The organism is Rhodobacteraceae bacterium D3-12, from assembly GCA_025916135.1.
Lineage (GTDB): Bacteria > Pseudomonadota > Alphaproteobacteria > Rhodobacterales > Rhodobacteraceae > JAKGBX01.
Genome location: CP104793.1, coordinates 3,002,650 through 3,022,955 on the forward strand (window position 1 = coordinate 3,002,650; position 20,306 = coordinate 3,022,955).

The following is a 20,306-nucleotide window of genomic DNA, read 5'->3' on the forward strand; positions in this document are numbered from 1 at the left end:
TGGGTGGGAGCGGATGGCGGGGGGCGTTTTTTTCAGTCGCGACCGATTCAGTCGATCAGCGCACCATGGACCAACGCTTTTAGCTCTGCGCGCGACGGATATGACGAAGACGGCACAAGCTGCGTGAAATACACCGCCGTCAAGTCTTCGACCGGGTCTGTCCAGAAATAGGTGCTGGCCATACCGCCCCACCCGAAATCCCCGACCGAACCGGCGCTGCGTGTTAAGCTAGGGCTTAGAACAACGCCGCCGCCAATGCCAAAGCCCATCCCGCTCATCGGCATTTCCGAGAAGGTCTCGGCCCCCATCGAGGCGATATCCCCCGGCAAGTGGTTCTGGCGCATAAATGCCAGGGTGCGCGCGCCGATCAGGCGCTCTTTGCCATGTGTACCGCCGCGCCGGATCATCTCGCCAAAGCGCATATAGTCATCCAGCGTCGAGCACAGACCACCACCGCCCGAGAAGCAACTGACCTTCTCTTGGCGAAACGCGCTTTCCTCTGCAGTTTCCAGCAAGGCGCAGGCGTCATCTTCGGTCTTGGTATAGCAATCCGCGAACCGGCTGATCTTGTCCTGTGGCACGCCAAAGAACGTGTCATCCATACCAAGCGGCTCAAACACCCGCTCGCGAAACACTTGATCCAGCGTTTGCCCGGTGATCACCTCGATCACTCGCCCGATGATGTCGATCCCGACGGAATATTCCCAACGCGTGCCCGGCTGAAAGGCCAGCGGCTGTGACGCCGCATATTGGCTTCTGTCTTGAAGAGCCCCGCTGCGGGGGCCGAAATCAACACGGGCCTTGGCATAAATCTGTGCCGCGAGCCCCGGATTGAAGCCATAGGTCATGCCCGACGTATGGGTGAGCAATTGCTGCAACGTCGGCGACGGGGCCGGCTCGACCTGATCTGCCTTTTTGGCACCGGGGATCAGCGCCTTCATGTCGCCAAACTCGGGTAAATACGCGCTGACCGGCGTGTCGAGGTAAACCTCGCCGCGTTCCAAAAGCATCCCGAACACCACCGATGTGACCACTTTGGTCATCGAATAGATGCGCACGATCGTATCACGCTCGTAAGGCAGGTTCTTGGCCACCGAGCGCAGTCCGTCACAGCTGCAATACGCCACCTCTCCGTGGCGTGCCAAAAGCACCGAAGAGCCGGTATAGCGCCCGCCCGTCCGGTTGGCCGCCATCCACGCGTCAATCCGCTTTAACCGCTCCGCGTCAAACCCAAGAGCCGCGCTCATACCTCAAGCCATTCCTTGCGCACGTCCTCATTTGCCATCAGCTCGTCGGGCGTGCCCTCAAATACCATCTGGCCGTGGCCCATCACGTAAACCCGTGTCGCCACGCGCAAAGCAATGGTCAGCTTCTGCTCAACCAAAAGGATCGACACACCGCGCGCGGCGATCATCTCCAGCATGTCACCGACTTGCTCAACAATCTTGGGGGCCAGCCCCTCGGTCGGCTCGTCAATCATCACGAAATCGGGGTCACCCATCAGCGCCCGACACACGGTCAGCATCTGCTTTTCCCCGCCCGACAGCACCGAAGCCTCGATATCCGCTCGCCTGCGCAGGTTTTCGAACTGGTCGAACATCATCTCCATCGACCAGCGCCCCTGCCCGTCCTTCTGACCGGGTTTCAGACCCAGCGTCAGGTTCTGGCGCGTGGTCAAACCGGGAAAGATGTCGCGGTTTTCCGGCACATAGCCCAAGCCCGCCTTGGCAATCTCATAGCTCGGCTTCCCGGCAAGCTCTTTACCGCGAAACTTGACCGAGCCCTTGGGGGAAACTTCGCCCATCACCGCCTTGCAGGTGGTCGAGCGGCCAACCCCGTTGCGCCCCAAAAGCGCGACGATCTCGCCTTCGCCGACGTTGAAATTCACCCCCTGAAGGATGTGGCTCTTGCCGTAATAGGCATGCAGGTCCGTGACCTCCAGCATAGGGCCGCTGTTTTCGTCCAGCATCACGCGTCCTCCAATGTCGTGCCGAGATAGGCTTCCTGCACCGCCTTGCTGGCGCGTACTTTTTCAGGCGTGTCGCTTTCGATGATCTCGCCGTAGACCAGCACGCTGATCCGGTCGGCAAGGTCGAAAATCACGCCCATGTCATGTTCCACCACGATCAGGGTCTTGTCCTCGGTCACCTTGCGGATCAGATCGACGATCAGATCGGTTTCCGAATGGCTCATCCCCGCGCATGGCTCGTCCAACATGATGATGTCGGCCCCGCCAGCAATGGTGATCCCGATCTCAAGCGCGCGTTGCTCGGCATATGCCAGCGCACCCGCCACCATATTGCGACGCGACGACAGGTTGATCTGTTCCAGAATGGCATCCGCCTTCTCGGTCAGATCACGCCGCCCGTTCACCATATGCCAGAAGCTGTATCTATAACCCATCGACCACATCAAGCCACAGCGCACGTTTTCAAACACCGTCATATTGTGGAAAATGTTGGTTATCTGAAAGCTACGCGACAGGCCCATTCGGTTGATCTGATAGGGTTTCATCCCGCTCACATCCTTGCCATGCAGATGCACGGACCCGCTCGTCGGCGTGTATTTCCCGGTGATCAGGTTGAACAGCGTCGATTTCCCGGCCCCGTTCGGCCCGATGATCGCGTGACGCTCGCCCTTGGCAATGGACAGATCCACGCCTTGGATAATTTTCGCCAAACCAAAGCTTTTCTCCAGCTTGCGAAGTTCAATGGCTGGTGCGCTCATGGCTGATTACTCCCCATATGCGTGGCGTTGTCCCAGGCTTCTTTGAGCCCCGGCGCAAGTTTTGCAACGGCCCATGCGCCGACAACAAAGATTGCAATCGCGGCAATCAAAGGCATCGCATCATGGCTGTTGAAGGTGATCCCAAAGAGCGACATTTCCTCGTCCCCCACGCCGGCATGGCGTGCATGGAACAGAATTTCCAACGTCGCCGCCAGCCCCAGAATGGTCGCCAACGCCGGGATCAGCATCTTGGCATAAGGCGCCGCCAACTGGCCCAATCGGCCCAGCTTGTAAGGCAGGATGTGCATCGCCAGCACCCCCGCCAAACCGCCGGGAAAGAACATCACCGTGGCCACGAACAGCATGCCGACATAAAGCGCCCAGATCTCGGTATAAAGGCTCAGAACCGTTTGCAACAACGTGAACACAACAGCGCCGATGATTGGCCCGACAAAGAACCCAACGCCGCCAAGGAAGGTGATCAACAGGATCGACCCGCTTGTCGTTAGGTTCAGGTTCTCTTCGGTCAGGATCTCAAAGTTGATGGCAAACAACGCCCCCGCGATCCCGCAAAAGAACCCCGATGCGCAAAAGCTCATCCACCGCACGTTGCGCTGTGAATAGCCAAGGAACTCGGCGCGTTCGTCGTTGTCGCGCACCGCGTTTGCAATCCGCCCGATGGGCGTGCGCGAGAAAAGGAACATGCCCAGCGCCGCAATCAGCAACCAGATGATCGTCAGGTAATAAACCTCGCTTTGCTGCGCGAAATCAAACCCGAACACCTCCGGCCCCATGGTCCGGTCGCCGCTGACGCCTTCCTCACCGCCGAAGAAGACGACGATGATGATCGAACAGGCGGCGATAAGCTCGCCAACACCAAGGCTGATCATGGCAAATACCGTGCCCGCCCGTCGCGTTGAAAACGACCCGATAAGAAAGGCAAAGAACAGGCCAGCCAACCCGCCAAAGATCGGCAGCAACGGCAGCGGAATCCACCATTCGGCATATTCCACCTTGTTCAGCAGGTGCATACAAAAGAACCCGCCAAGGCCCATGTAAACGGCATGGCCGAAACTCAGCATCCCGGCCTGACCAAGCAACATGTTATAGGCCAGCGCGAAAACAATGGTGATCGCCATCTGGTTCATCACCGTCAACGCCGAACGCGACGGAAAGATATACGGCAGCACGATCAGGAAAACGGCCGCGATAACCCAAGGCAACACCGAGTTCAAATTGATCAGACGGCGCGTGCCAGCAGTCAAAGGAGTGCTTGCAGGTGTGCTCATGATTCACGCTTTCCAAACAGGCCTTGCGGGCGCACCACAAGGACAATGACCATCAAGAGATAGGGAAGGATCGGCCCGATCTGCGGCAGGGTCAGCGTCCACAAATCCGCCCACGCGCTGTCCCAAACGGGCTCTGGCTTGTCAAAACCAACCGCCACCAGGATGTCTTCCATCCGCACATTATACGTCGCAGCAAATGTCTGGATCCAACCGATGATAAGCGACGCTACAAGCGCGCCCCAAAGGCTTCCCAAACCGCCGATCACGATTGTGACGAACACGATTGAGCCCAATTGAAAGGCCATCCCCGGAAACGTCCCGAGCGTTGGCCCCGCAATCACCCCGGCAAGACCCGCCATCGCCGTGCCCACACCGAACACGCCCATGAACACCAGCGGCACGTTATGCCCAAGGTTCTGCACGGTTTCGGGATAGGACAGAGCCGCCTGAATGGTCATGCCCACGCGGGTTTTCGTCAGGATATAGAGCAGCACAAGGAAAATGCCGATCGCCACGAAAATCATGAACACCTTATAAGCAGGGAAAGTATTGCCCGCGATTGCGAAGGCGGCAAAATCCAGCGCTTCGGGCGGGTTATAGGCCATCTGGCTCTTGCCCCAGAAGAACTGCACAACCTCTTCGATCAACAGCGCCAGCCCGAAGGTAAAGATCAACTCGGGCACATGCCCGTATTTGTGGACCCGCCTCAATCCGTATCGCTCGATAAGGGCGCCGATGACCCCGACCACGATAGGTGCAATCAGCAACCCCATCCAAAAGCCGGTATAAAGGCTAATCTGATAGGCGAAATAAGCGCCCAACATGTAAAAACTCGCATGGGCAAAGTTCAGCACACCCATCATCGAGAAAATCAGCGTCAGCCCGCTGCACAGCATGAAAAGCAACAGCCCTGTGACGAGCCCGTCCAGGATGTTGACGATAAAGAGCGACATCAGATTCGGCTCCCTGCCTTCGGTCTAAGGTTATTGTGGAGTATTGGTCGATTGGCCCCGGGCAAGACGTTGCCTCGCCCGGGGCTGAACAGCATCCCGTATCTTACGGGCGCTTCATTTTGCAGGTGGTCGGGCTATCCATCCCGGCCATCTCAACTGTTTTCTCGGTGAGAATACCGAAATCCGAGCCGTCATACCCAAAGGTGACACCTTCGTTGGTGTGAACGCCAACGTGAAGGTTCTGGATCGCCTGGTGGTCTTCGGCACGGATCTTGATCTTGGTGCCCCACATGCTGTCGAACTCCATACCTTCAAGCGCTTTGGCCACAGCCACAACGTCGGTCGCGGTGCCGGCTTGCTCGATCGCTTTGGCAAGGATCGCAACAGTGTTGCTGATCCGTGGCATGTCGATGTTGCCATCCGGGAAACGCTTCAGGAACCCGTTATAGTAAGCAACGGCTTCTTCGCTCGGCGGCGGGTTGACTTCACCTTCAGCGATCAGACGGATCGACCCTTTACCACCTTCACCAAAGGCGGCCGTGATGCCCGAACCCGCAGCATAGTAGGTGTAAATCGGGCCTTCAAAGCCGTTCTCGATGATTGCCTTACCAAGGCCAAGCATGTCCGAGCCCCAGTTGCCGGTGATCACCGCATCCGCGCCCGACGCGACGATCTTGCGCGCATAGGGGGTGAAGTCTTTGACCTTGCCAATCGGGTGCAATTCGTTGCCAACGATTTCGATCTCGGCGTTCTTTGCGCTCAGGTTTTTCACCGCAGCAGCTGCCACAGCCTTACCAAAGCTATAGTCCTGACCGATGATATAGACCTTCTTGATCGCCTCATTGGCGGCAATCACATCGGTCAATGCGTCCATCTTCATGTCCGCATTCGCATCAAGACGGAAGTGCCAGAAGTTGCACTTGTCATTGGTCAGCGCCGGATCAACCGCCGCATAGTTCAGGAACAGAACCTGACTGTCGGGGTTACGCTTGTTGTGCTTGTTGATCGCATCGGTCAGCGCGTTCGCCACGCCCGAGCTGTTGCCCTGAACGATGTAACGCACACCTTGGTCAATCGCGACCTGCAACTGGATCAGCGATTCTTTGGGGCTGATCTTGTTGTCAAACCCGATCACTTCCACCGTTTGGCCACCCAAAAGGCCGCCCTTGTCATTGATCAGCGCATCAGCGGCATAGTGGAACTGGTCCAAACCGTTGGTGCCCGTGGCCGCAAATGGCCCCGACAGCGGGTCGATAAAGCCGATTTTGATATCCGCCGCAAAGCCTGCGGTTGCCGCCATGCTGGCAACAACTGCGCTCAGAGCGAGTTTCTTAAGCGATTTCATATGGTTCTCCTCCCATTTTGAATCATTTTACTATGTGACAGGCTTAAGTGTGCCCGTTTTGGTCTTATTGCCCATGGCGTTCCTAACAGCAGGCCAAGCCTACGCCGTCCGGCGCGCGACCATGGTGTCTTGCAGAAAAGCTCCTGTTCCTCCCCTGTCGATCAAAGCCTGATCTCTCTGGCCTTCGCGATGCCGGGGTTTAACGCCCGGATCGTAAAGAACATTAAAGAAAGTGCTGCGCTTGTAACTCAAGGCTTTGTTTCCCCACAGCGCGATAACGTAGCGTCAGAAGCGTTTGACCTCCGCGTCAGAACCAAAACCAAACACCCTACCCCCCACTCTAACGTGGTTAGGCCAACTCGCAACTGAAAGAAGCAGATTGTGATGTGCTCTCGCCCCTGCCCGATTCCTAGGCAGCGTCGCACGCCCTTCTCTGCCCCTCCTTTGCCGCTTAAGTTTTGTGTCACTTTGCTAATAATCCACAAGTTCTTGCGGTTATCCCCAACAAATTGCTTTACAGGTCCATCTTCCCGGCCCACCATATCTCGTAGAGGAGCAGGTCACTGACCCACTCCCTAGAGCAGGCACCAAGCGTTTGGGACGCTGCCAGTCCCCAACGCAAACAACCAAAGAGGTGGCGTCATGGCATTATCCGAGCATTACATCGAAGAAGATCTTCACCCTATCGACATCGTCGAAAGCCTTGCGGCCCATTATGATTGGGATTTCGACCGCATCGCAGACGATCAGATCGCGATGGCGGTCGAAGGACAGTGGCGCACCTATTCCATCACGCTGGCTTGGTCGGGCTATGACGAAACCCTGCGCATGGTCTGCACCTTTGAAATGGAACCGCCCGAGGAAAAACTCCCCGCTCTTTACGAAGTGCTGAACGCCACCAACGATCAATGCTGGTCCGGCGCCTTCACCTATTGGGCGGAACAAAAGCTGATGGTCTATCGCTATGGCCTTCTGCTCGCCGGTGGCCAAATGGCCAGCCCGGATCAGATCAACACCTTGATCTCCGCCGCCGTGCATAACGCCGAACGCTACTATCCGGCGTTCCAGCTTGTCGTCTACGGCGACCGCTCTCCAAAAGACGCCCTACAGGTGGCCATTGCCGAGGCTTACGGACGCGCGTAACACTTCCCCCAAAGACACGTCAATGGGGGACCAGACAATGGAACTATCAGCGGATCTATCGGACATCGCGGCACGGGGGCTTGTCCTGCTGGGATGCGGCAAAATGGGTTCGGCCATGCTGGCGGGTTGGCTCGATGGCGGCCTGCCGGCCACATCCGTCCATGTGATTGATCCGCACCCGTCGGATTGGCTCATCTCCAGCGGCGTAAACCTCAACGGCGATCTGCCGCCCGATCCGGCCATCGTTCTGATCGCGGTCAAACCGCAGATGATGCAAGCCGCCCTGCCGGTGCTGACACCGCTCGGCAATGGCGCGACCCTGTTTCTCTCGGTTGCGGCGGGCACGCCGATTGCGCATTACGAATCCGTGCTGGGCGCTGAAACGCCGATCATTCGCGCCATGCCCAACACCCCCGCGGCCATCGCCCGCGGCATCACCGCGATCATCGGCAATGCGCATGCCCCCGCCACAGCCCTCGACCTTGCCGAAACGCTGCTCTCTGCCGTTGGAAAGGTCGTGCGCCTCGAAAGCGAAAGCCAGATGGATGCCGTGACCGGCCTCTCCGGCTCCGGTCCGGCTTATGTCTTTCACATGATCGAATGTATGGCCGCCGCCGGAGAGGCTCAGGGTCTCGCCCCCGATCTCGCCATGCAACTGGCCAAAGCCACCGTCGCCGGTGCCGGTGCGCTGGCACTGCAAGGCGATGACAGCCCAGAACAGCTGCGCATCAACGTCACCTCGCCCAATGGCACGACACAGGCCGGACTTGATGTGCTGATGGACGCCGACAGCGGCCTGCCGCCGCTGATCCGCGCCACCGTCGCCGCCGCCGCCGACCGCTCCCGCGAGCTCGCCAATGGCTGATAACATCACCTTCGACGATTTCCTAAAGGTGGAAATCCGCGCAGCAACCGTGATCCGCGCCGAACCCTACCCCGAGGCGCGAAAACCTGCTATCAAGCTCTGGCTCGACTTCGGCCCCGAGATCGGCGAACGCAAAAGTTCGGCGCAAATCACGGCCCACTACACGCCGGAAACCCTGATCGGGCGACAGGTCATGGCGGTGGTCAACTTTCCACCGCGCCAGATCGGCAAATTCATGTCCGAATGCCTCGTGCTCGGCGCTTCCGATGCCGACGGCGGCATCGTCCTTCTGAAACCGGACCAACAGGTCCCCAATGGCTCGAGAATGCATTGAGAACGCTGCTCATCACCCGCAATCACCCCGCGCCCGTGCTCGACGCCGCGCGCGCCTTCATGGATGTCACCGTCCGCGACAGCATCACCCCGCTCACCCCCGATGAACTGCGCGACGCGCTGCGCAGCTATGATGCGGTGCTGCCAACCTTGGGGGATATGTTCTCCGAACAGGTGTTCTATGATGTGCCCGAGCCGAAATGCAAACTCCTCGCCAATTTCGGGGTTGGCTATAACCATATCGACACCGTCGCCGCCAACCGGCGCGGCATTGCCGTCACCAACACCCCCGGCGCCGTGACCGACGCCACCGCCGACATCGCCATGGCGCTCATTCTGATGAGCGCGCGGCGTTTGGGCGAAGGCGAACGTATGGTGCGGGCGGGCGAATGGGTCGGCTGGAACCCGATGCAATTGCTCGGGCTTCACATCAGCGGCAAAACCGTTGGCATCATCGGCATGGGCAATATCGGTCAGGCCATCGCTCGGCGCTGTCACTTTGGTTTCGGCATGAAGGTGATCTATGCCAACCGCTCGGAAAAACGCATGGATTTCCCGGCTGAACAAATGCCCCAGCATGAGGTGGCCCGCCACGCCGATGTGGTCGTGGTCGCCGTGCCCGGCGGGCGCGAAACGCACCACCTGATCGGCGCGGGCTTCCTGTCGTCAATGAAACCCACCGCCCATTTCGTCAACATCTCGCGCGGCGACGTGGTCGACGAATCTGCCCTCATCAACGCCTTGCAGGAACAGCAAATCGCCGGTGCCGGCCTCGACGTGTTCGAACAAGAACCCCACGTCCCGCCGGAACTGATCGCGCTGGAAAATGTTGTGCTCCTGCCCCACCTCGGCACCGCCGCGCTTGATGTGCGCACCGATATGGGTCTCATGGCCGTCGACAACCTGCGTGCGTTTTTCGATGGAGTTAGCCCGCCGAACGTGGTTTGACGCGGCAGCCACTTGATTTCACCCGCGTTTCCGGGTGAACATCCATGACGTTTTTGGGGAGAAAACCATGTATCAGCCAGCCATCACAGGCACCGGGGTGTTCACCCCAGAGCTCGTCATCACCAACGAAGAACTCGTGGCCTCCTTCAACGCCTACGCCGAGAAGTTCAACGCCGACAACGCCGCTGCCATCGCCGCCGGCGAGGTAGAGGCCAAAGAGCCCTCCTCGACCGAATTCATCTTCAAAGCCTCCGGCATCGAGCAACGCTATGTGCTTGAAAAAGAAGGCATCCTCGACCCGAACCGCATGTATCCGCGTTTCCGCCAACGCTCGGATGACGAACACGGGATCATGACGGAAATCGCCATGGACGCCTGCCAAAAGGCGCTTGCTCAGGCTGGCGTTGTCGCCTCCGACATCGACCTCGTGATCTGTGCCGCCTCCAATATGGAGCGCGCCTATCCCGCCGTTGGCGTCGAAATTCAGAAAGCCATCGGCGCAGGCGGCTTTGCCTTTGACATGAACGTCGCCTGTTCTTCGGCCACCTTCGGCATTCAGGCCGCCGCCGACATGATCCGCGCCGGCAGCGTCAAGAAGGCGCTGATCGTGAACCCTGAAATCACCTCTGGCCACCTCGAATGGCGCGACCGCGATTGCCACTTTATCTTTGGCGATGTCTGCACCGCTGTGGTGATGGAGCGTGAAGAAGATGCGCACGGCCCGCATTGGCGCGTCCACTCCACCCGCTGCGCCACCGAGTTTTCCAGCAATATCCGCAATAACAACGGCTTCTTGCGCCGCAACCGCCCCGATGGCACCGCCGACCGGCGCGACATGCAATTCATGCAAAACGGTCGCAAAGTGTTCAAGGAAGTGGTGCCAATGGTCTCGGCCCATATCGCCGATCACATGGCCGACGAAGGGCTCGTGGCAAGCGATCTCAAACGCCTCTGGCTGCATCAGGCCAACAAGTCGATGAATGATTTCATTGGCCGCAAGGTGCTTGGCCGCGTGCCCGAGACCGAAGAACAGCCAAACATCCTTCAGGATTACGCCAACACGTCTTCTGCTGGCTCGATCATCGCCTTTTCCAAGCACTCCGACGATATGCAACCGGGTGAAAAGGGCTTCATCTGCTCCTTTGGCGCGGGCTATTCCGTGGGGTCAGTTCTGGTGGAACGGGTCTGACAGAGCCAACCAATCGTCAGCCCATGGTAGGGGGCTGACGATGGACTGGACGATGAACTGGCGGCCTGCGACCTTGGTTCCGATCCTCGGCGCTTACGTCACGCGCAAGTTCACCTGCCCCAACGTCGCGAACCGCGCCGCATAGTCCGCCCCGGCTTCGGCATAAACCAACCCGCTCAGCAGCCCGGTCGCCACCACATCACCCGCGCGCAACCCCTTGCCGCGACGGCGCAAATCATTGGCAAGCCACACCAAAACCTCCGCCGGATCGCCCAACGCATTGGCCCCGACCCCGCTCGCCTTTTCTTCGCCGTCCTGAAACACCGCGACCGTTTCACCGCGCAGGTCCATGCCCGGATCAAACGCCACCTCGGCCCCGCAGATCACTGCGCTGTTGAACGTCCCATCCGCCACCAGCCATTCCTTGGCCTCGCGAATGTCCCCCGGCAGGCGCTTGTTGACCCATTCAAACACCGGCATCACCGCGCCGACCGCCCCCAGAACCTCGGCGCGCGTATACGCCCCGTCGCGCGGCGGCAGGCTCTCTTTCATGCGAAACCCGACCTCGGCCTCCAGAATGCCCAAATCCCCCTCGGCCAAGCCTAAACCCGCGCCGCTCTCAAACACCGCATCCGCAAACACCGGCCCGGCAAAGGGCGCATCTACCCCCACGACCTCTTGCGCCAGTTTTGATGTCAGCCCGACTTTCCACCCCGCGACCAGCACGCCCATCGCCGCAACCATCGCGTCTTGCACCGCAAAGGCGTCATCCAAACTCTCCGGCCTGTCGCACGGATAATCCCGCAGCTTGCGCCCCTCGCGCCGCGCCTCAGCCAACACGCGTCCTAATGTTTGATGATCCATCCTCACTCCCTCTATCCTTTTGCGCGAAACCCCCACGCGATACAGCCAACAACAAGGCCCCAAACCGCCGCGCCCAGCCCGAAAAAGCTCACCCCCGACGCGGTCACAACAAAGGTCAGCGCCGCCGCCTCGCGCCCTTCGCTTGCCTGCAACGCGCCCGCCGCCGACCCTGCGAAAACGCTGATCAACGCCACCCCGGCCAGCGTCGCCAAAACATGCTCCGGCGCGATGGCGGTCAAGGCGGTAATCAACCCGGCAAACACACCCAGCACGCAATAAAATCCACCGGCCCACACCGCAGCCATATAGCGGCGCGCCGGGTCCGGGTGGGCATCTTCGCTGGCGCACATCGCCGCCGTGATCGCCGCCAAACACGTCGCTGGCGCGCCGAACGGCGCAGATAAAACGCTAAACCCGCCAACGCCTGAAAACATCGGCCCGGCAGGCGGGTGAAAGCCATTGATGCTCAAAATCGACATGCCCGGCACATTCTGTGTGGCCATCGTAACGACAAACAGCGGCAAACCAATCCCGACGATCGCGCCCAGCGAGAACACAGGCGCCACGAACACGGGTTGGCTCAACACCTGATCCGGCACCGGCAGGGCAAAATCATTCGCGGCGACGATCACAACGACCATCGCGACCACCGCTGCGGGTGTCGAAAACAACCGCGCAAACCGGCCCACCACGAACCACGTCACGATAATCGGCAAGACGTATTGCGGCACTTCTGCCACCGCCGCCACCGGCGCTGCGCAAATCGACAACAACACCCCTGCCAGCATTGCCTGCGTCACCGGCGCCGGAATCGCCGTGGCCAACCGCGCCAATGGCCGCCAGAACCCCGCAACCACAGTCAGCACACCGGCCACGATAAACCCCGCCACCGCGCCGCCAAACCCCGCCGCATCCGGTGCCGTCACCGCCAGCAGCGCCGCCCCCGGTGTCGACCATGCCACGCTGACCGGCATCTTCTGCCACAGGCTCAAAACGATCCCGGCCAAGCCCATTGCAACCGCCGCCGCCATCAATCCTGACGCGGCCTGCGCTGGCGAGGCCCCGACCTGAACAAGGCCCTGCAATACAATCGGAAAAGAGCTGAAGAAGCCGACAATCGCCACCACAAATCCGGTGGTCAGAGGCTGCAACGCGGCGCGCTTGCTGGTCATGTTTTCCGGTCCTATCGCGGTTCGATCCAGCGAGCCTAAACCGCTTCACGAGGCCATGAAACCCCGGAAACCCACCTCTCACCCGGCTTATGCAGACCGCTCAACCAGCACCCTGCGCCATCTCACCCACGGCCTCGCGCCAATGCCTTCGACACAGGCTCACATAGGTCTCATTGCCGCCGATCTGCACTTGCGCGCCGTCTTTCAAAACCCGCCCTTCACCGTCCATCCGCACCACCATCGTGGCCTTCTTGCCGCAATGACAAATCGTGCGCACCTCGCGCATTTCGTCCGACAAGGCCAGCAACGCCGCCGATCCGGGAAACAGCTCTCCGCGAAAATCCACCCGCAGCCCGTAACACATCACCGGCACGCCCAGATCATCAACCGCCCGCGCCAGTTGCCAGACCTGATCCTTGGTCAAAAATTGGGCTTCGTCGATGAAAACACAGGCAACCTGCCCCAGCGCCAAACGCCCCTGCAGTCGCTCAAAAAGATCATCCTTGGGCAAAAACGTCTCTGCCGCCTGCCCAATCCCGATCCGGCTGGCGATCCGCCCCTCGCCCGCGCGATCATCAAGCTTCGCAGTCAGCAGGAATGTCTCCATCCCCCGCTCACGATAGTTGTGCGACGCCTGCAAAAGCACGGTCGATTTGCCCGCGTTCATGGTGGAATAGTTGAAATAAAGCTTGGCCATAGCCACGGGTTTTACCCCGCCCCCTGCCGGATGCAAGAGGTGGCAAGGCCGGAAACCGCCAAAGACACAACGCATAAACGTGCAGGGCAGGCCACTGGGGATGGAGCTTGCACGAATATAAGCCTTGGACGAACCTCCCGGCCCTGCCCTCCACGCCGGCCTGGCACAGACGCGACATGAAAGCCCCAACGCAAGGTCAGGGCTTTTTCAACGATGACATCGCTTGTAAAACAGACTAATGGGAAAAGAGTTAACGATTTCCCCCGTAGTTTTTGAAAGGGGGAGGAAACAGGGGATGAACACGCTATGCCTGGTGTCGGCAGCTATCTGAAAAAGCACACAGAAGCCTTGGTCAAGGATGTCGGCATCGAACCGGCCTGCACTTTGACCGGCAAATCCAAAGCAACGCTGGGCCGGTATTATTCCGACAGCGAAGAGCACGCCGACCGCTTCATGCCGGTCGACGCGGTCGCCGCATTGGAAGAAGCCGCCAGCTTCCCCCATGTGACATCGGCCCTTGCCGATCTCAAAGGCATCACGCTCAGCTATGATGACCGGCACAAGAACTCCGACGAAAAAGGTGGCATCAACGCCGATGTCATCGCCCTCAGTCAGCGGTTTGCCATGTTGATGGCCGAATACCAGCAGTCCATCGAAGACGGCATCATCACCGTGAACGAAGCCAAGCGCCTGTTGAAAGAAACCGTTGCCCTGCAACAGGTTCTGATCGACATGAAACTGCACCTCGAAGAGGGTCCGGCCTGACTGGCCCCGGCCCCTCCCCGCCCCGGCGCGGCATGATCGAGGCGGAGGAATACACGCCCGAACTGCTGCGCAACTTCCTTGCCGATCTCGAAACCACGACCCACTCGCGTGAGGTCTGGGCGTTGCTCGTGGCCCTTGGCCGCGAGATCAACCTGCCCTACATCGACTTCATCTGCGCCAGTTCCTATGCCGACTTTCGCAAAACCCTGTTCATTCGCACCTCTTATGACTCGTCATGGCTGAATGCGGTCAATCAGGATCCGAACCTGCACAAATGGTCCTACTTCCGCAGCCATGCGTTGCACCACCTCACGCCCATCATGATCGGGATCGAGTTTATTGAGGAGTATTACCATATCCCCGCCCGCCGGGTTGAGGTCCTGCGCGAAGCCGCCGCGCGCGCATACGCTCGGGCTATTCCATTCCGCTGCGCCTGCACTCTCCGCCGCAGGCCGCGCTGATTACCTTTGCCGGAGATCACGCTCGCCGCGACATGATCGCCATCATCCGCGCCCACGGCTGGACCCTGACCACCGCCGCCATGGCCGCCCATCAACGCTATATGATGCATTTCTCCGCCGAATTCCCCGAGCGCAACAAAGTCAGCGCCAAGCAGCTGGAATTGCTCGAAAAAATCGGCCTCGGATTGCAGGATAAACAGATCGCGGCCGAGCTTGGCGTGTCGATTTCCGCTATCCGGCAGAGGATGCAAACCCTGATGGAGCGGACCGGCCTGACCGCCCGCGCCGAACTCGCTGCGCTGGCGATGAGCATGGGCGCATTGCCTGACCCGCTGCACGGCCCCGCTGCGGATACCTCTGAAATCCTGATCGAAATGGATTCAGCCGGTCATCGCCGCCGCAAGGCCCCCGATACCCAAAAGTAAGGCCCGGCAAAGTAAGGCCCGACAAAAAAATAAGGACGTCCCCGAAAGGACGCCCTCACTTGCTGGAAATCACGAATTAAAAATGCCTTTAACTGGGTCGTAGCAAGAACATTCGCCCAAATCACAAGGGCCGGGATTTCCGGCACTTAGGAAGCTTAAAAACACCGACGGGAAAACACCGGTGCGTGACGGACTTTCGCTATGGGGTTACAAAACCCAATCACAAACTCCCCTCGATAGGTGAAGTTTACTACGATTCCCTCGTCTCACATGTCGCGAATCCACGGTTTCGCCCCATGCCGGATTGCATTTTTCAGTAGGATTTTACATCTAGCCTGTAACTTCTTACAGGTTTTGAAGTTGGCGATGGGTTAGCGGCCCCCCTAAGTCGCTGTGCTCACGGCCTAAACCTTCGCGTTACCCCCACCCGGAGTCACGCAGGGAAGAACCCCCGGCACCACACCCTCACCCGGTAAATACGCCCGCGCATGATCGACAAAGGCGCGCACCGTCAATCCGGCCCCTTTTGCCATGACGATCCCCAATTGCATCGGCGCCACCGCCCCTTCAAGGGGCACAAATACCAACGGCTTGCCATCGGGCGCATTCGCGCTCACCGGGCGGATATTGGCAATGCCATAGCCGTATCCATTCGCCACCAACGAGCGCATCACCGCCATATCGCGCGTGCGCTCGGCAATCTTCGGCGCAGCACCTGAGCCGGCAAAAAACGACAGGAAATACTCCGCTGAATACGGCAATTCGAGCAATATCATCGGATGCGCGCGCAAATCTTCCACCGTCACGGCACTGCGCGTGGCCAGCGGATGCGCCTCGGCCAGCATCACAAACGGATGCAGCGGCAAGATCGGCACAAAATCGAGATCACCGGGAATATCCATGTCATAGCTCAGCGCCACGTCGATCTCAGCCCGCCGCAGCCGCTCGAAAATCGCCTGCTGATCCAGCTCGAACTGGCGAATATCCACCCCCGGATGCGCCTCCTCAAACCCGCGCCGCAAGCCCGGCACAATGATCTGCGCGAACGTCAGCAAACATCCCAACGCCAACGGCCCGCGCACCTCTCCGGCCACATCCTCTGCCATCCGGCCCAGAACCCGCGCCTCCCCCAACAGCTTCTCTGCCTGCCCCAACATCTGCGCCCCGGCCTGAGTCAAGGTCAGCCCCTTCGCCCGATGCCGCACAAACAGCGTCAGCCCCAACTGCCCCTCTAACTGCGTGATCGCGGCTGAAATTGTCGGCGACGACACCCGCACAACATCCGCCGCCCCCGCCACCGATCCCGCGCGCGCCACCGCCACGAAATACTCAAGCTGGCGAAGGGTGAACCGCTCCCTCATTCATCCCCCGGCACACCATAAGATGGCGCCGCCCTCGGATCGCGCGCGCGCTGCACATAATCCGCCATTTGCGGCTTATAGACATCCCACGCCGCCGAAACCGCCGCAATCGGACAGCCCTCCTCGATCCAGTCACAGCGTAAATCAACCAACGGCCACGGCTCGCGGTCCACCACCATGATGCCCGCCGAATGCACCGGCCCGGCCTCACCACCTGCCGCCAATCCGGCCTTGAGCGCGGTCATCAGCCGATCCCCAAGATGCCCCTCGGCCTCTTCAAAGGCCGCCGCCATTGCCGCCGGAACATCCTCATTGGCCAAAAGGTTCCCCCCCGCCGCCACATCGCGCCCCTCGGCCTGCGTCCAAAGCCCCAGCGCCTCCTGCCCCGAATGAACCGCCGTTCCCCCGGCCCCATCCACCGCCAGCACCTGACGAAATTCCATGAACCCACCGCGCCGCTGCACCTCGGCCACAGCCTCCGCCGCGCTCATCCCGCGCCCCATCACATCCAGCGCCATCGGCCCCAGCGTCGGATCGGTGATATTCTGGCTCGCCACCGCACCCACGCCTGCCTGCGCATGGCTGCACCGCGCCGCCACCGCCGGCGAAGACGACGAAATCGCCACCCCGAACATCCCTGTCTCGCCACACCGCGCCACCACTGAAAATGTCATGTCCCGAACCCTTCATCTGACTGGAAATATCCCGGGGGCGTGGGGGCTGGCCCCCACTCTAAACTGTGTGTGGGGGCTGGCCCCCACTTAAACCAGCGTGTGTCGCACCGAAGGTGCGCCTCAAACCTTTCTGGCCCCCACTCTAGCCTGTGTATGTCGCACCAAAGGTGCGCCTTTAACCTGCCTGGCCCCCACTTAATCCAGCGCGTGTCGCACCAAAGGTGCGCAACAAACCTGCCTGCCCCCACATCAAACCTGCGCGTCGCGCCAAACCGTCGCTTGATCCAACACCCCGCCACTCCCGTTTCAATCCGGGATAACCGCCGTTGCATCAATCTCAACCAACCACTCCGGCCGCGCCAGCGCCTGCACCACCAATCCCGTCGATACCGGATGCACTCCTTTGATATATTCGCCCATTACCCGGTAAACCGCCTCACGGTGGCGCACGTCCGTGATGTAAACCACCACCTTCACCAGATGCGCCATCTCGCCGCCCGCTTCCTCGATCAACTGGCGGATATTCTGCATCACCTTATGGGTCTGCTCGCCCGGATCATGGCTCTCGATATTCTGCGCATCCTCAAGGTTCTGCGGACATTGCCCCCGCATCCACACGGTGCGCCCCCCCCGCGTCACCACCGCCTGCGCCAGATCATTGTCCAAACTCTGCTCTGGATAGGTCTCGCGCGTGTTAAACGTCCTGATCCGCTCATGTGCCATAAGTCCATCCCTCGTAGGGCGGGGTTTCACCCCGCCACTGCTATCCATTCAAATTGAAATAATCGCGGCAGAACCAGACGAACTTCTCCGCCTGCGCGCTCAACACCGCGCCCTTCTTGGTGGCCAACATCACCCGGCTTGGCCGCGCCTCTGCCTTCAATGGCCGCGTCACCAACAAATGCCCGTCATAGCTCACCGTGCCCGCCGGGCGCGTCGCCAGCAAAGCAAAGCCCAAGCCCTGCCCGACCAACCCGCGCACCATCTCGAAACTTGAGGAGCGATAGGCAACCTTCGGCGACACCCCCGCGTCTTCAAGAACCGAGGTGAAGTAATCTCCCGTGGGTGTCGCCCCCAAAAGGATCATCGGATGCCCGGCCAAATCCTGTGGCGTAATCTCCGGCATGTCAGCCAGCGGATGCTCCTGCGACACCAAGACATAAGGCGCCAATTCGCTCAACGGCTCCGCCGCGATCCCCTCGGGCAACCCCGCGTCATAAAGCAACGCGACATCCGCCGCCCCGGACATCACCGCCTCCTGCACCCGCCGTTGATCCCCCTCGATCAACTCAACACCCACACCCGCGTCGCTTTCGGCCATGCGGCGGATCATGTCGGGCAACAGGATCGGCCCAAAGGTGTGATAACACCCCACCGACAGCTTGCGCCCCTCGGCCTTGCGCCCGGCGGCAACACTCACCGCTGCCTCGATCCGCGTCGCAGCCCCATACCCGCGCCGCGCATAAATCAACGGAGAGCCCGCCTCGGCGATGAAAATATCATCAACCTCGCCAAAGAACACATGATGCGTGCCAACCCGGTCGGCGGAAATCACATGGCAATCAAACCCCACCAGCGGGTCAACCACCCGCGGCGCGCCGGACGGCATATCGACCCAATCGGCGCAATCGAACTTATCCGCCAACTGGTCCTTGAACCGCCCCGCAAAGGCGTCCGAGATATAGGACTGATCGTCTTTCAACATGTTGACCGCGAACACACCGTTATCAATGATCTGCTGCGCCACCGGGCTCTGCGCATTGACACAGACCAACAGCGTCGGCCTCGGCGTATCCGCCGATACGCTCGACATCGCCGACACCGTGACGCCGCCGCGCCCGGCGGCACCATCGGTCGTGACCACATTCACCGTGCTCGCCGCATGGCTCATCCCGCCGATGAACTTGTCACGCAGCGCGGCGTCGGTGGGCAGGCTCATGTGTTTCATCCTTGATCGCGGACCTTGCTGTAAAGATACTGTGCAAAGTCATAATTCGGACGTTCAAGGTGGCTCAGGTGGCCCGGCCTTGCAAGGGCCGAGCTTAGCCCGCGAAACACTTTCTCGGTGCAGCCGCGATCTTCGACATTCACATCGTCCAGCAAGGCCTTCAGTGCGACGAAATTCTCATGCGCATCCGCGTCATCCTTGTAATCATCCGACATCCCCCCGCCAAAGCGGATATGCACCCGCCCCGGCGCCACCGGATGTAGCGAAAGATACCAGAAATACCCCGGCGTCAGCGTGATCAGCAACGACGGATAAATCGCCAGCAAAAACGTCGTGCGCCGCATGTCGCCTTGCAAGCGGTCGTTCTTGGGATGCGCCATGGCGATGCGCAGCTGATCGTCTTTCAGGATGGTGTGATAGTTGAACGCCGGCTCGCCCGGCGGGCACACCATCTCTTCCAGCTTGCTCAAGCCGCCGATCGTGCCCGCGTGGCAAACCGGCAGGTGGTAACTCTCCATGAAATTCTCGGCCAGAACCTTCCAGTTGGTGTCCCACTCGTGCTCTTCATAAAACGTCTCGGTGTAATTGGTCATGTCATAGCCGCTGACCAACCCCTCCACACCGGCCAGCTCCTCGGCCACCGGCGTCGCCTCAGGGTCCAGCGTGATGAACACCCAGCCCAACCATTCTTCGCAGCGCACAGTCGGAAGCTTGTAGCTCTCCTTGCAGAACCCCTCGTTCAGCCCCATCGCCGGCGCGCCCCGCAAAGTCCCGTCAAGGTTATAGGTCCAGCCGTGATACGGACAGGTCAGCGCCCTCACCTTGCCGCGCCCCTCAAGGATCGTGCTCATCCGGTGCAGGCACACATTCGACAGCGCCCGCAAATGTCCGTCGCGGCCCCGCAGCACCACCACCGGCTGATGCGCCAGCTCCGCGGTAATGTAATCTCCGGCCTCCGGCAGAGCATCGGCCCGCCCCACGCAATACCACGCACGCCCAAACACACCCGCGATCTCGCGCTCCATAAATTCCTGCGAGGTGTAAACCGACGGCGGCATCGCCTCGGCCCGCTCGAACGGCTGCGCCACATTCGCGGCCAGCTCGGCCAGTTCGGTTAGCGCGCCCTGCTTCATGTCATTCGCCATCT

At 60.1% G+C, this 20,306-nt stretch carries 22 protein-coding genes; 8 read left to right on the forward strand and 14 right to left on the reverse strand.

All coding sequences use genetic code 11. The annotated features are described in order from the left end of the window. Window positions 1–47: 47 nt before the first annotated feature. The 6 genes from N4R57_14850 to N4R57_14875 all read right to left on the reverse strand — a co-directional run bounded on the left by N4R57_14850 (window position 48) and on the right by N4R57_14875 (window position 6,314). Window positions 48–1,247 carry a beta-lactamase family protein gene (locus N4R57_14850; GenBank protein UYV36290.1) on the reverse strand — a complete coding sequence of 400 codons (1,200 nt, stop codon included), beginning with the start codon at window positions 1,245–1,247 and terminating at the stop codon, window positions 48–50. Then, window positions 1,244–1,969 (reverse strand): ABC transporter ATP-binding protein, encoded by a 726-nt coding sequence (locus N4R57_14855; protein UYV36291.1) that lies wholly within the window; start codon window positions 1,967–1,969, stop codon window positions 1,244–1,246. Before N4R57_14855 ends, N4R57_14850 begins: the two co-directional genes overlap by 4 nt. Further along, the gene (locus N4R57_14860; GenBank protein ID UYV36292.1) at window positions 1,969–2,727 is read right to left on the reverse strand and encodes an ABC transporter ATP-binding protein; all 759 of its coding nucleotides are present in this window, start codon (window positions 2,725–2,727) and stop codon (window positions 1,969–1,971) included. Before N4R57_14860 ends, N4R57_14855 begins: the two co-directional genes overlap by 1 nt. Beyond that, complete coding sequence (locus tag N4R57_14865) at window positions 2,724–4,016, reverse strand: branched-chain amino acid ABC transporter permease (GenBank protein UYV36293.1); 1,293 nt, start codon at window positions 4,014–4,016, stop codon at window positions 2,724–2,726. The genes N4R57_14860 and N4R57_14865 overlap by 4 nt, the downstream gene beginning before the upstream one ends. Continuing rightward, window positions 4,013–4,969: a branched-chain amino acid ABC transporter permease gene (locus N4R57_14870; protein UYV36294.1), complete on the reverse strand. Its 957-nt coding sequence runs from the start codon at window positions 4,967–4,969 to the stop codon at window positions 4,013–4,015. The genes N4R57_14865 and N4R57_14870 overlap by 4 nt, the downstream gene beginning before the upstream one ends. A 103-nt stretch (window positions 4,970–5,072) precedes the next feature. Next, entirely contained in the window at window positions 5,073–6,314 is a 1,242-nt protein-coding gene (locus N4R57_14875) for a branched-chain amino acid ABC transporter substrate-binding protein (GenBank protein ID UYV36295.1), read from the reverse strand. 642 nt (window positions 6,315–6,956) lie between these two features. Here N4R57_14875 and N4R57_14880 point away from each other — a divergent pair. The 5 genes from N4R57_14880 to N4R57_14900 all read left to right on the forward strand — a co-directional run bounded on the left by N4R57_14880 (window position 6,957) and on the right by N4R57_14900 (window position 10,792). Beyond that, window positions 6,957–7,457 (forward strand): YbjN domain-containing protein, encoded by a 501-nt coding sequence (locus N4R57_14880; GenBank protein UYV36296.1) that lies wholly within the window; start codon window positions 6,957–6,959, stop codon window positions 7,455–7,457. Between the two features lie 37 nt (window positions 7,458–7,494). Next, complete coding sequence (proC, locus tag N4R57_14885; protein ID UYV36297.1) at window positions 7,495–8,322, forward strand: pyrroline-5-carboxylate reductase; 828 nt, start codon at window positions 7,495–7,497, stop codon at window positions 8,320–8,322. Continuing rightward, window positions 8,315–8,656 carry a tRNA-binding protein gene (locus N4R57_14890; protein UYV36298.1) on the forward strand — a complete coding sequence of 114 codons (342 nt, stop codon included), beginning with the start codon at window positions 8,315–8,317 and terminating at the stop codon, window positions 8,654–8,656. The genes proC and N4R57_14890 overlap by 8 nt, the downstream gene beginning before the upstream one ends. Further along, window positions 8,653–9,603, forward strand: a complete 951-nt coding sequence (locus N4R57_14895) for a D-glycerate dehydrogenase (protein ID UYV36299.1) — start codon at window positions 8,653–8,655, stop codon at window positions 9,601–9,603. The genes N4R57_14890 and N4R57_14895 overlap by 4 nt, the downstream gene beginning before the upstream one ends. A gap of 67 nt (window positions 9,604–9,670) precedes the next feature. Next, the gene (locus tag N4R57_14900; GenBank protein UYV36300.1) at window positions 9,671–10,792 is read left to right on the forward strand and encodes a beta-ketoacyl-ACP synthase III; all 1,122 of its coding nucleotides are present in this window, start codon (window positions 9,671–9,673) and stop codon (window positions 10,790–10,792) included. 93 nt (window positions 10,793–10,885) lie between these two features. On the opposite strand, the gene N4R57_14905 is transcribed toward N4R57_14900, so the two are convergent. The 3 genes from N4R57_14905 to N4R57_14915 all read right to left on the reverse strand — a co-directional run bounded on the left by N4R57_14905 (window position 10,886) and on the right by N4R57_14915 (window position 13,525). Further along, complete coding sequence (locus N4R57_14905) at window positions 10,886–11,656, reverse strand: fumarylacetoacetate hydrolase family protein (protein UYV36301.1); 771 nt, start codon at window positions 11,654–11,656, stop codon at window positions 10,886–10,888. Between the two features lie 11 nt (window positions 11,657–11,667). Beyond that, window positions 11,668–12,828, reverse strand: coding sequence for a benzoate/H(+) symporter BenE family transporter (locus tag N4R57_14910; protein ID UYV36302.1), 1,161 nt, complete (start codon window positions 12,826–12,828; stop codon window positions 11,668–11,670). A 100-nt stretch (window positions 12,829–12,928) separates the two neighbouring features. Continuing rightward, window positions 12,929–13,525, reverse strand: coding sequence for a thymidine kinase (locus N4R57_14915; protein ID UYV36303.1), 597 nt, complete (start codon window positions 13,523–13,525; stop codon window positions 12,929–12,931). 306 nt (window positions 13,526–13,831) lie between these two features. Between N4R57_14915 and N4R57_14920 the strand changes: the two genes are divergently transcribed. The 3 genes from N4R57_14920 to N4R57_14930 are packed head-to-tail and all read left to right on the forward strand — an operon-like array spanning window position 13,832 to window position 15,176. Next, window positions 13,832–14,290, forward strand: a complete 459-nt coding sequence (locus tag N4R57_14920) for a hypothetical protein (protein ID UYV36304.1) — start codon at window positions 13,832–13,834, stop codon at window positions 14,288–14,290. 32 nt (window positions 14,291–14,322) lie between these two features. Further along, window positions 14,323–14,751 carry a hypothetical protein gene (locus tag N4R57_14925; protein UYV36305.1) on the forward strand — a complete coding sequence of 143 codons (429 nt, stop codon included), beginning with the start codon at window positions 14,323–14,325 and terminating at the stop codon, window positions 14,749–14,751. Between the two features lie 32 nt (window positions 14,752–14,783). Then, a complete protein-coding gene (locus N4R57_14930) occupies window positions 14,784–15,176 on the forward strand; it encodes a LuxR C-terminal-related transcriptional regulator (protein UYV36306.1) in 393 nt (130 codons plus the stop codon). Window positions 15,177–15,580: 404 nt separating this feature from the next. Here the strand turns inward: N4R57_14930 and N4R57_14935 are convergent, their stop codons facing one another. From N4R57_14935 to N4R57_14955, 5 genes are all read right to left on the reverse strand, one after another. Then, window positions 15,581–16,537 (reverse strand): LysR family transcriptional regulator, encoded by a 957-nt coding sequence (locus N4R57_14935; protein ID UYV36307.1) that lies wholly within the window; start codon window positions 16,535–16,537, stop codon window positions 15,581–15,583. After that, the gene (locus N4R57_14940) at window positions 16,534–17,211 is read right to left on the reverse strand and encodes a DUF1028 domain-containing protein (protein UYV36308.1); all 678 of its coding nucleotides are present in this window, start codon (window positions 17,209–17,211) and stop codon (window positions 16,534–16,536) included. The genes N4R57_14935 and N4R57_14940 overlap by 4 nt, the downstream gene beginning before the upstream one ends. Window positions 17,212–17,517: 306 nt before the next feature. After that, a complete protein-coding gene (locus N4R57_14945) occupies window positions 17,518–17,934 on the reverse strand; it encodes a RidA family protein (GenBank protein UYV36309.1) in 417 nt (138 codons plus the stop codon). Between the two features lie 40 nt (window positions 17,935–17,974). After that, the gene (locus N4R57_14950) at window positions 17,975–19,150 is read right to left on the reverse strand and encodes a LysR substrate-binding domain-containing protein (protein UYV36310.1); all 1,176 of its coding nucleotides are present in this window, start codon (window positions 19,148–19,150) and stop codon (window positions 17,975–17,977) included. A 5-nt stretch (window positions 19,151–19,155) separates the two neighbouring features. Then, complete coding sequence (locus tag N4R57_14955) at window positions 19,156–20,292, reverse strand: Rieske 2Fe-2S domain-containing protein (GenBank protein UYV39591.1); 1,137 nt, start codon at window positions 20,290–20,292, stop codon at window positions 19,156–19,158. Window positions 20,293–20,306: the final 14 nt, after the last annotated feature.

Excerpts from the sequence above, each read along its gene's own strand:
- N4R57_14860 (UYV36292.1), bottom strand. The coding sequence starts at position 2,727 with ATGAGCGCACCAGCCATTGAACTTCGCAAGCTGGAGAAAAGCTTTGGT.
- N4R57_14945 (UYV36309.1), bottom strand. The coding sequence starts at position 17,934 with ATGGCACATGAGCGGATCAGGACGTTTAACACGCGCGAGACCTATCCA.
- N4R57_14880 (UYV36296.1), top strand. The coding sequence starts at position 6,957 with ATGGCATTATCCGAGCATTACATCGAAGAAGATCTTCACCCTATCGAC.
- N4R57_14920 (UYV36304.1), top strand. The coding sequence starts at position 13,832 with ATGCCTGGTGTCGGCAGCTATCTGAAAAAGCACACAGAAGCCTTGGTC.
- N4R57_14855 (UYV36291.1), bottom strand. The coding sequence starts at position 1,969 with ATGCTGGACGAAAACAGCGGCCCTATGCTGGAGGTCACGGACCTGCAT.
- N4R57_14925 (UYV36305.1), top strand. The coding sequence starts at position 14,323 with ATGATCGAGGCGGAGGAATACACGCCCGAACTGCTGCGCAACTTCCTT.
- N4R57_14875 (UYV36295.1), bottom strand. The coding sequence starts at position 6,314 with ATGAAATCGCTTAAGAAACTCGCTCTGAGCGCAGTTGTTGCCAGCATG.
- N4R57_14950 (UYV36310.1), bottom strand. The coding sequence starts at position 19,150 with ATGAGCCTGCCCACCGACGCCGCGCTGCGTGACAAGTTCATCGGCGGG.
- N4R57_14935 (UYV36307.1), bottom strand. The coding sequence starts at position 16,537 with ATGAGGGAGCGGTTCACCCTTCGCCAGCTTGAGTATTTCGTGGCGGTG.
- N4R57_14940 (UYV36308.1), bottom strand. The coding sequence starts at position 17,211 with ATGACATTTTCAGTGGTGGCGCGGTGTGGCGAGACAGGGATGTTCGGG.
- N4R57_14930 (UYV36306.1), top strand. The coding sequence starts at position 14,784 with ATGATCGCCATCATCCGCGCCCACGGCTGGACCCTGACCACCGCCGCC.
- N4R57_14850 (UYV36290.1), bottom strand. The coding sequence starts at position 1,247 with ATGAGCGCGGCTCTTGGGTTTGACGCGGAGCGGTTAAAGCGGATTGAC.
- N4R57_14910 (UYV36302.1), bottom strand. The coding sequence starts at position 12,828 with ATGACCAGCAAGCGCGCCGCGTTGCAGCCTCTGACCACCGGATTTGTG.
- proC (UYV36297.1), top strand. The coding sequence starts at position 7,495 with ATGGAACTATCAGCGGATCTATCGGACATCGCGGCACGGGGGCTTGTC.
- N4R57_14870 (UYV36294.1), bottom strand. The coding sequence starts at position 4,969 with ATGTCGCTCTTTATCGTCAACATCCTGGACGGGCTCGTCACAGGGCTG.
- N4R57_14915 (UYV36303.1), bottom strand. The coding sequence starts at position 13,525 with ATGGCCAAGCTTTATTTCAACTATTCCACCATGAACGCGGGCAAATCG.
- N4R57_14955 (UYV39591.1), bottom strand. The coding sequence starts at position 20,292 with ATGAAGCAGGGCGCGCTAACCGAACTGGCCGAGCTGGCCGCGAATGTG.
- N4R57_14890 (UYV36298.1), top strand. The coding sequence starts at position 8,315 with ATGGCTGATAACATCACCTTCGACGATTTCCTAAAGGTGGAAATCCGC.
- N4R57_14905 (UYV36301.1), bottom strand. The coding sequence starts at position 11,656 with ATGGATCATCAAACATTAGGACGCGTGTTGGCTGAGGCGCGGCGCGAG.
- N4R57_14865 (UYV36293.1), bottom strand. The coding sequence starts at position 4,016 with ATGAGCACACCTGCAAGCACTCCTTTGACTGCTGGCACGCGCCGTCTG.
- N4R57_14900 (UYV36300.1), top strand. The coding sequence starts at position 9,671 with ATGTATCAGCCAGCCATCACAGGCACCGGGGTGTTCACCCCAGAGCTC.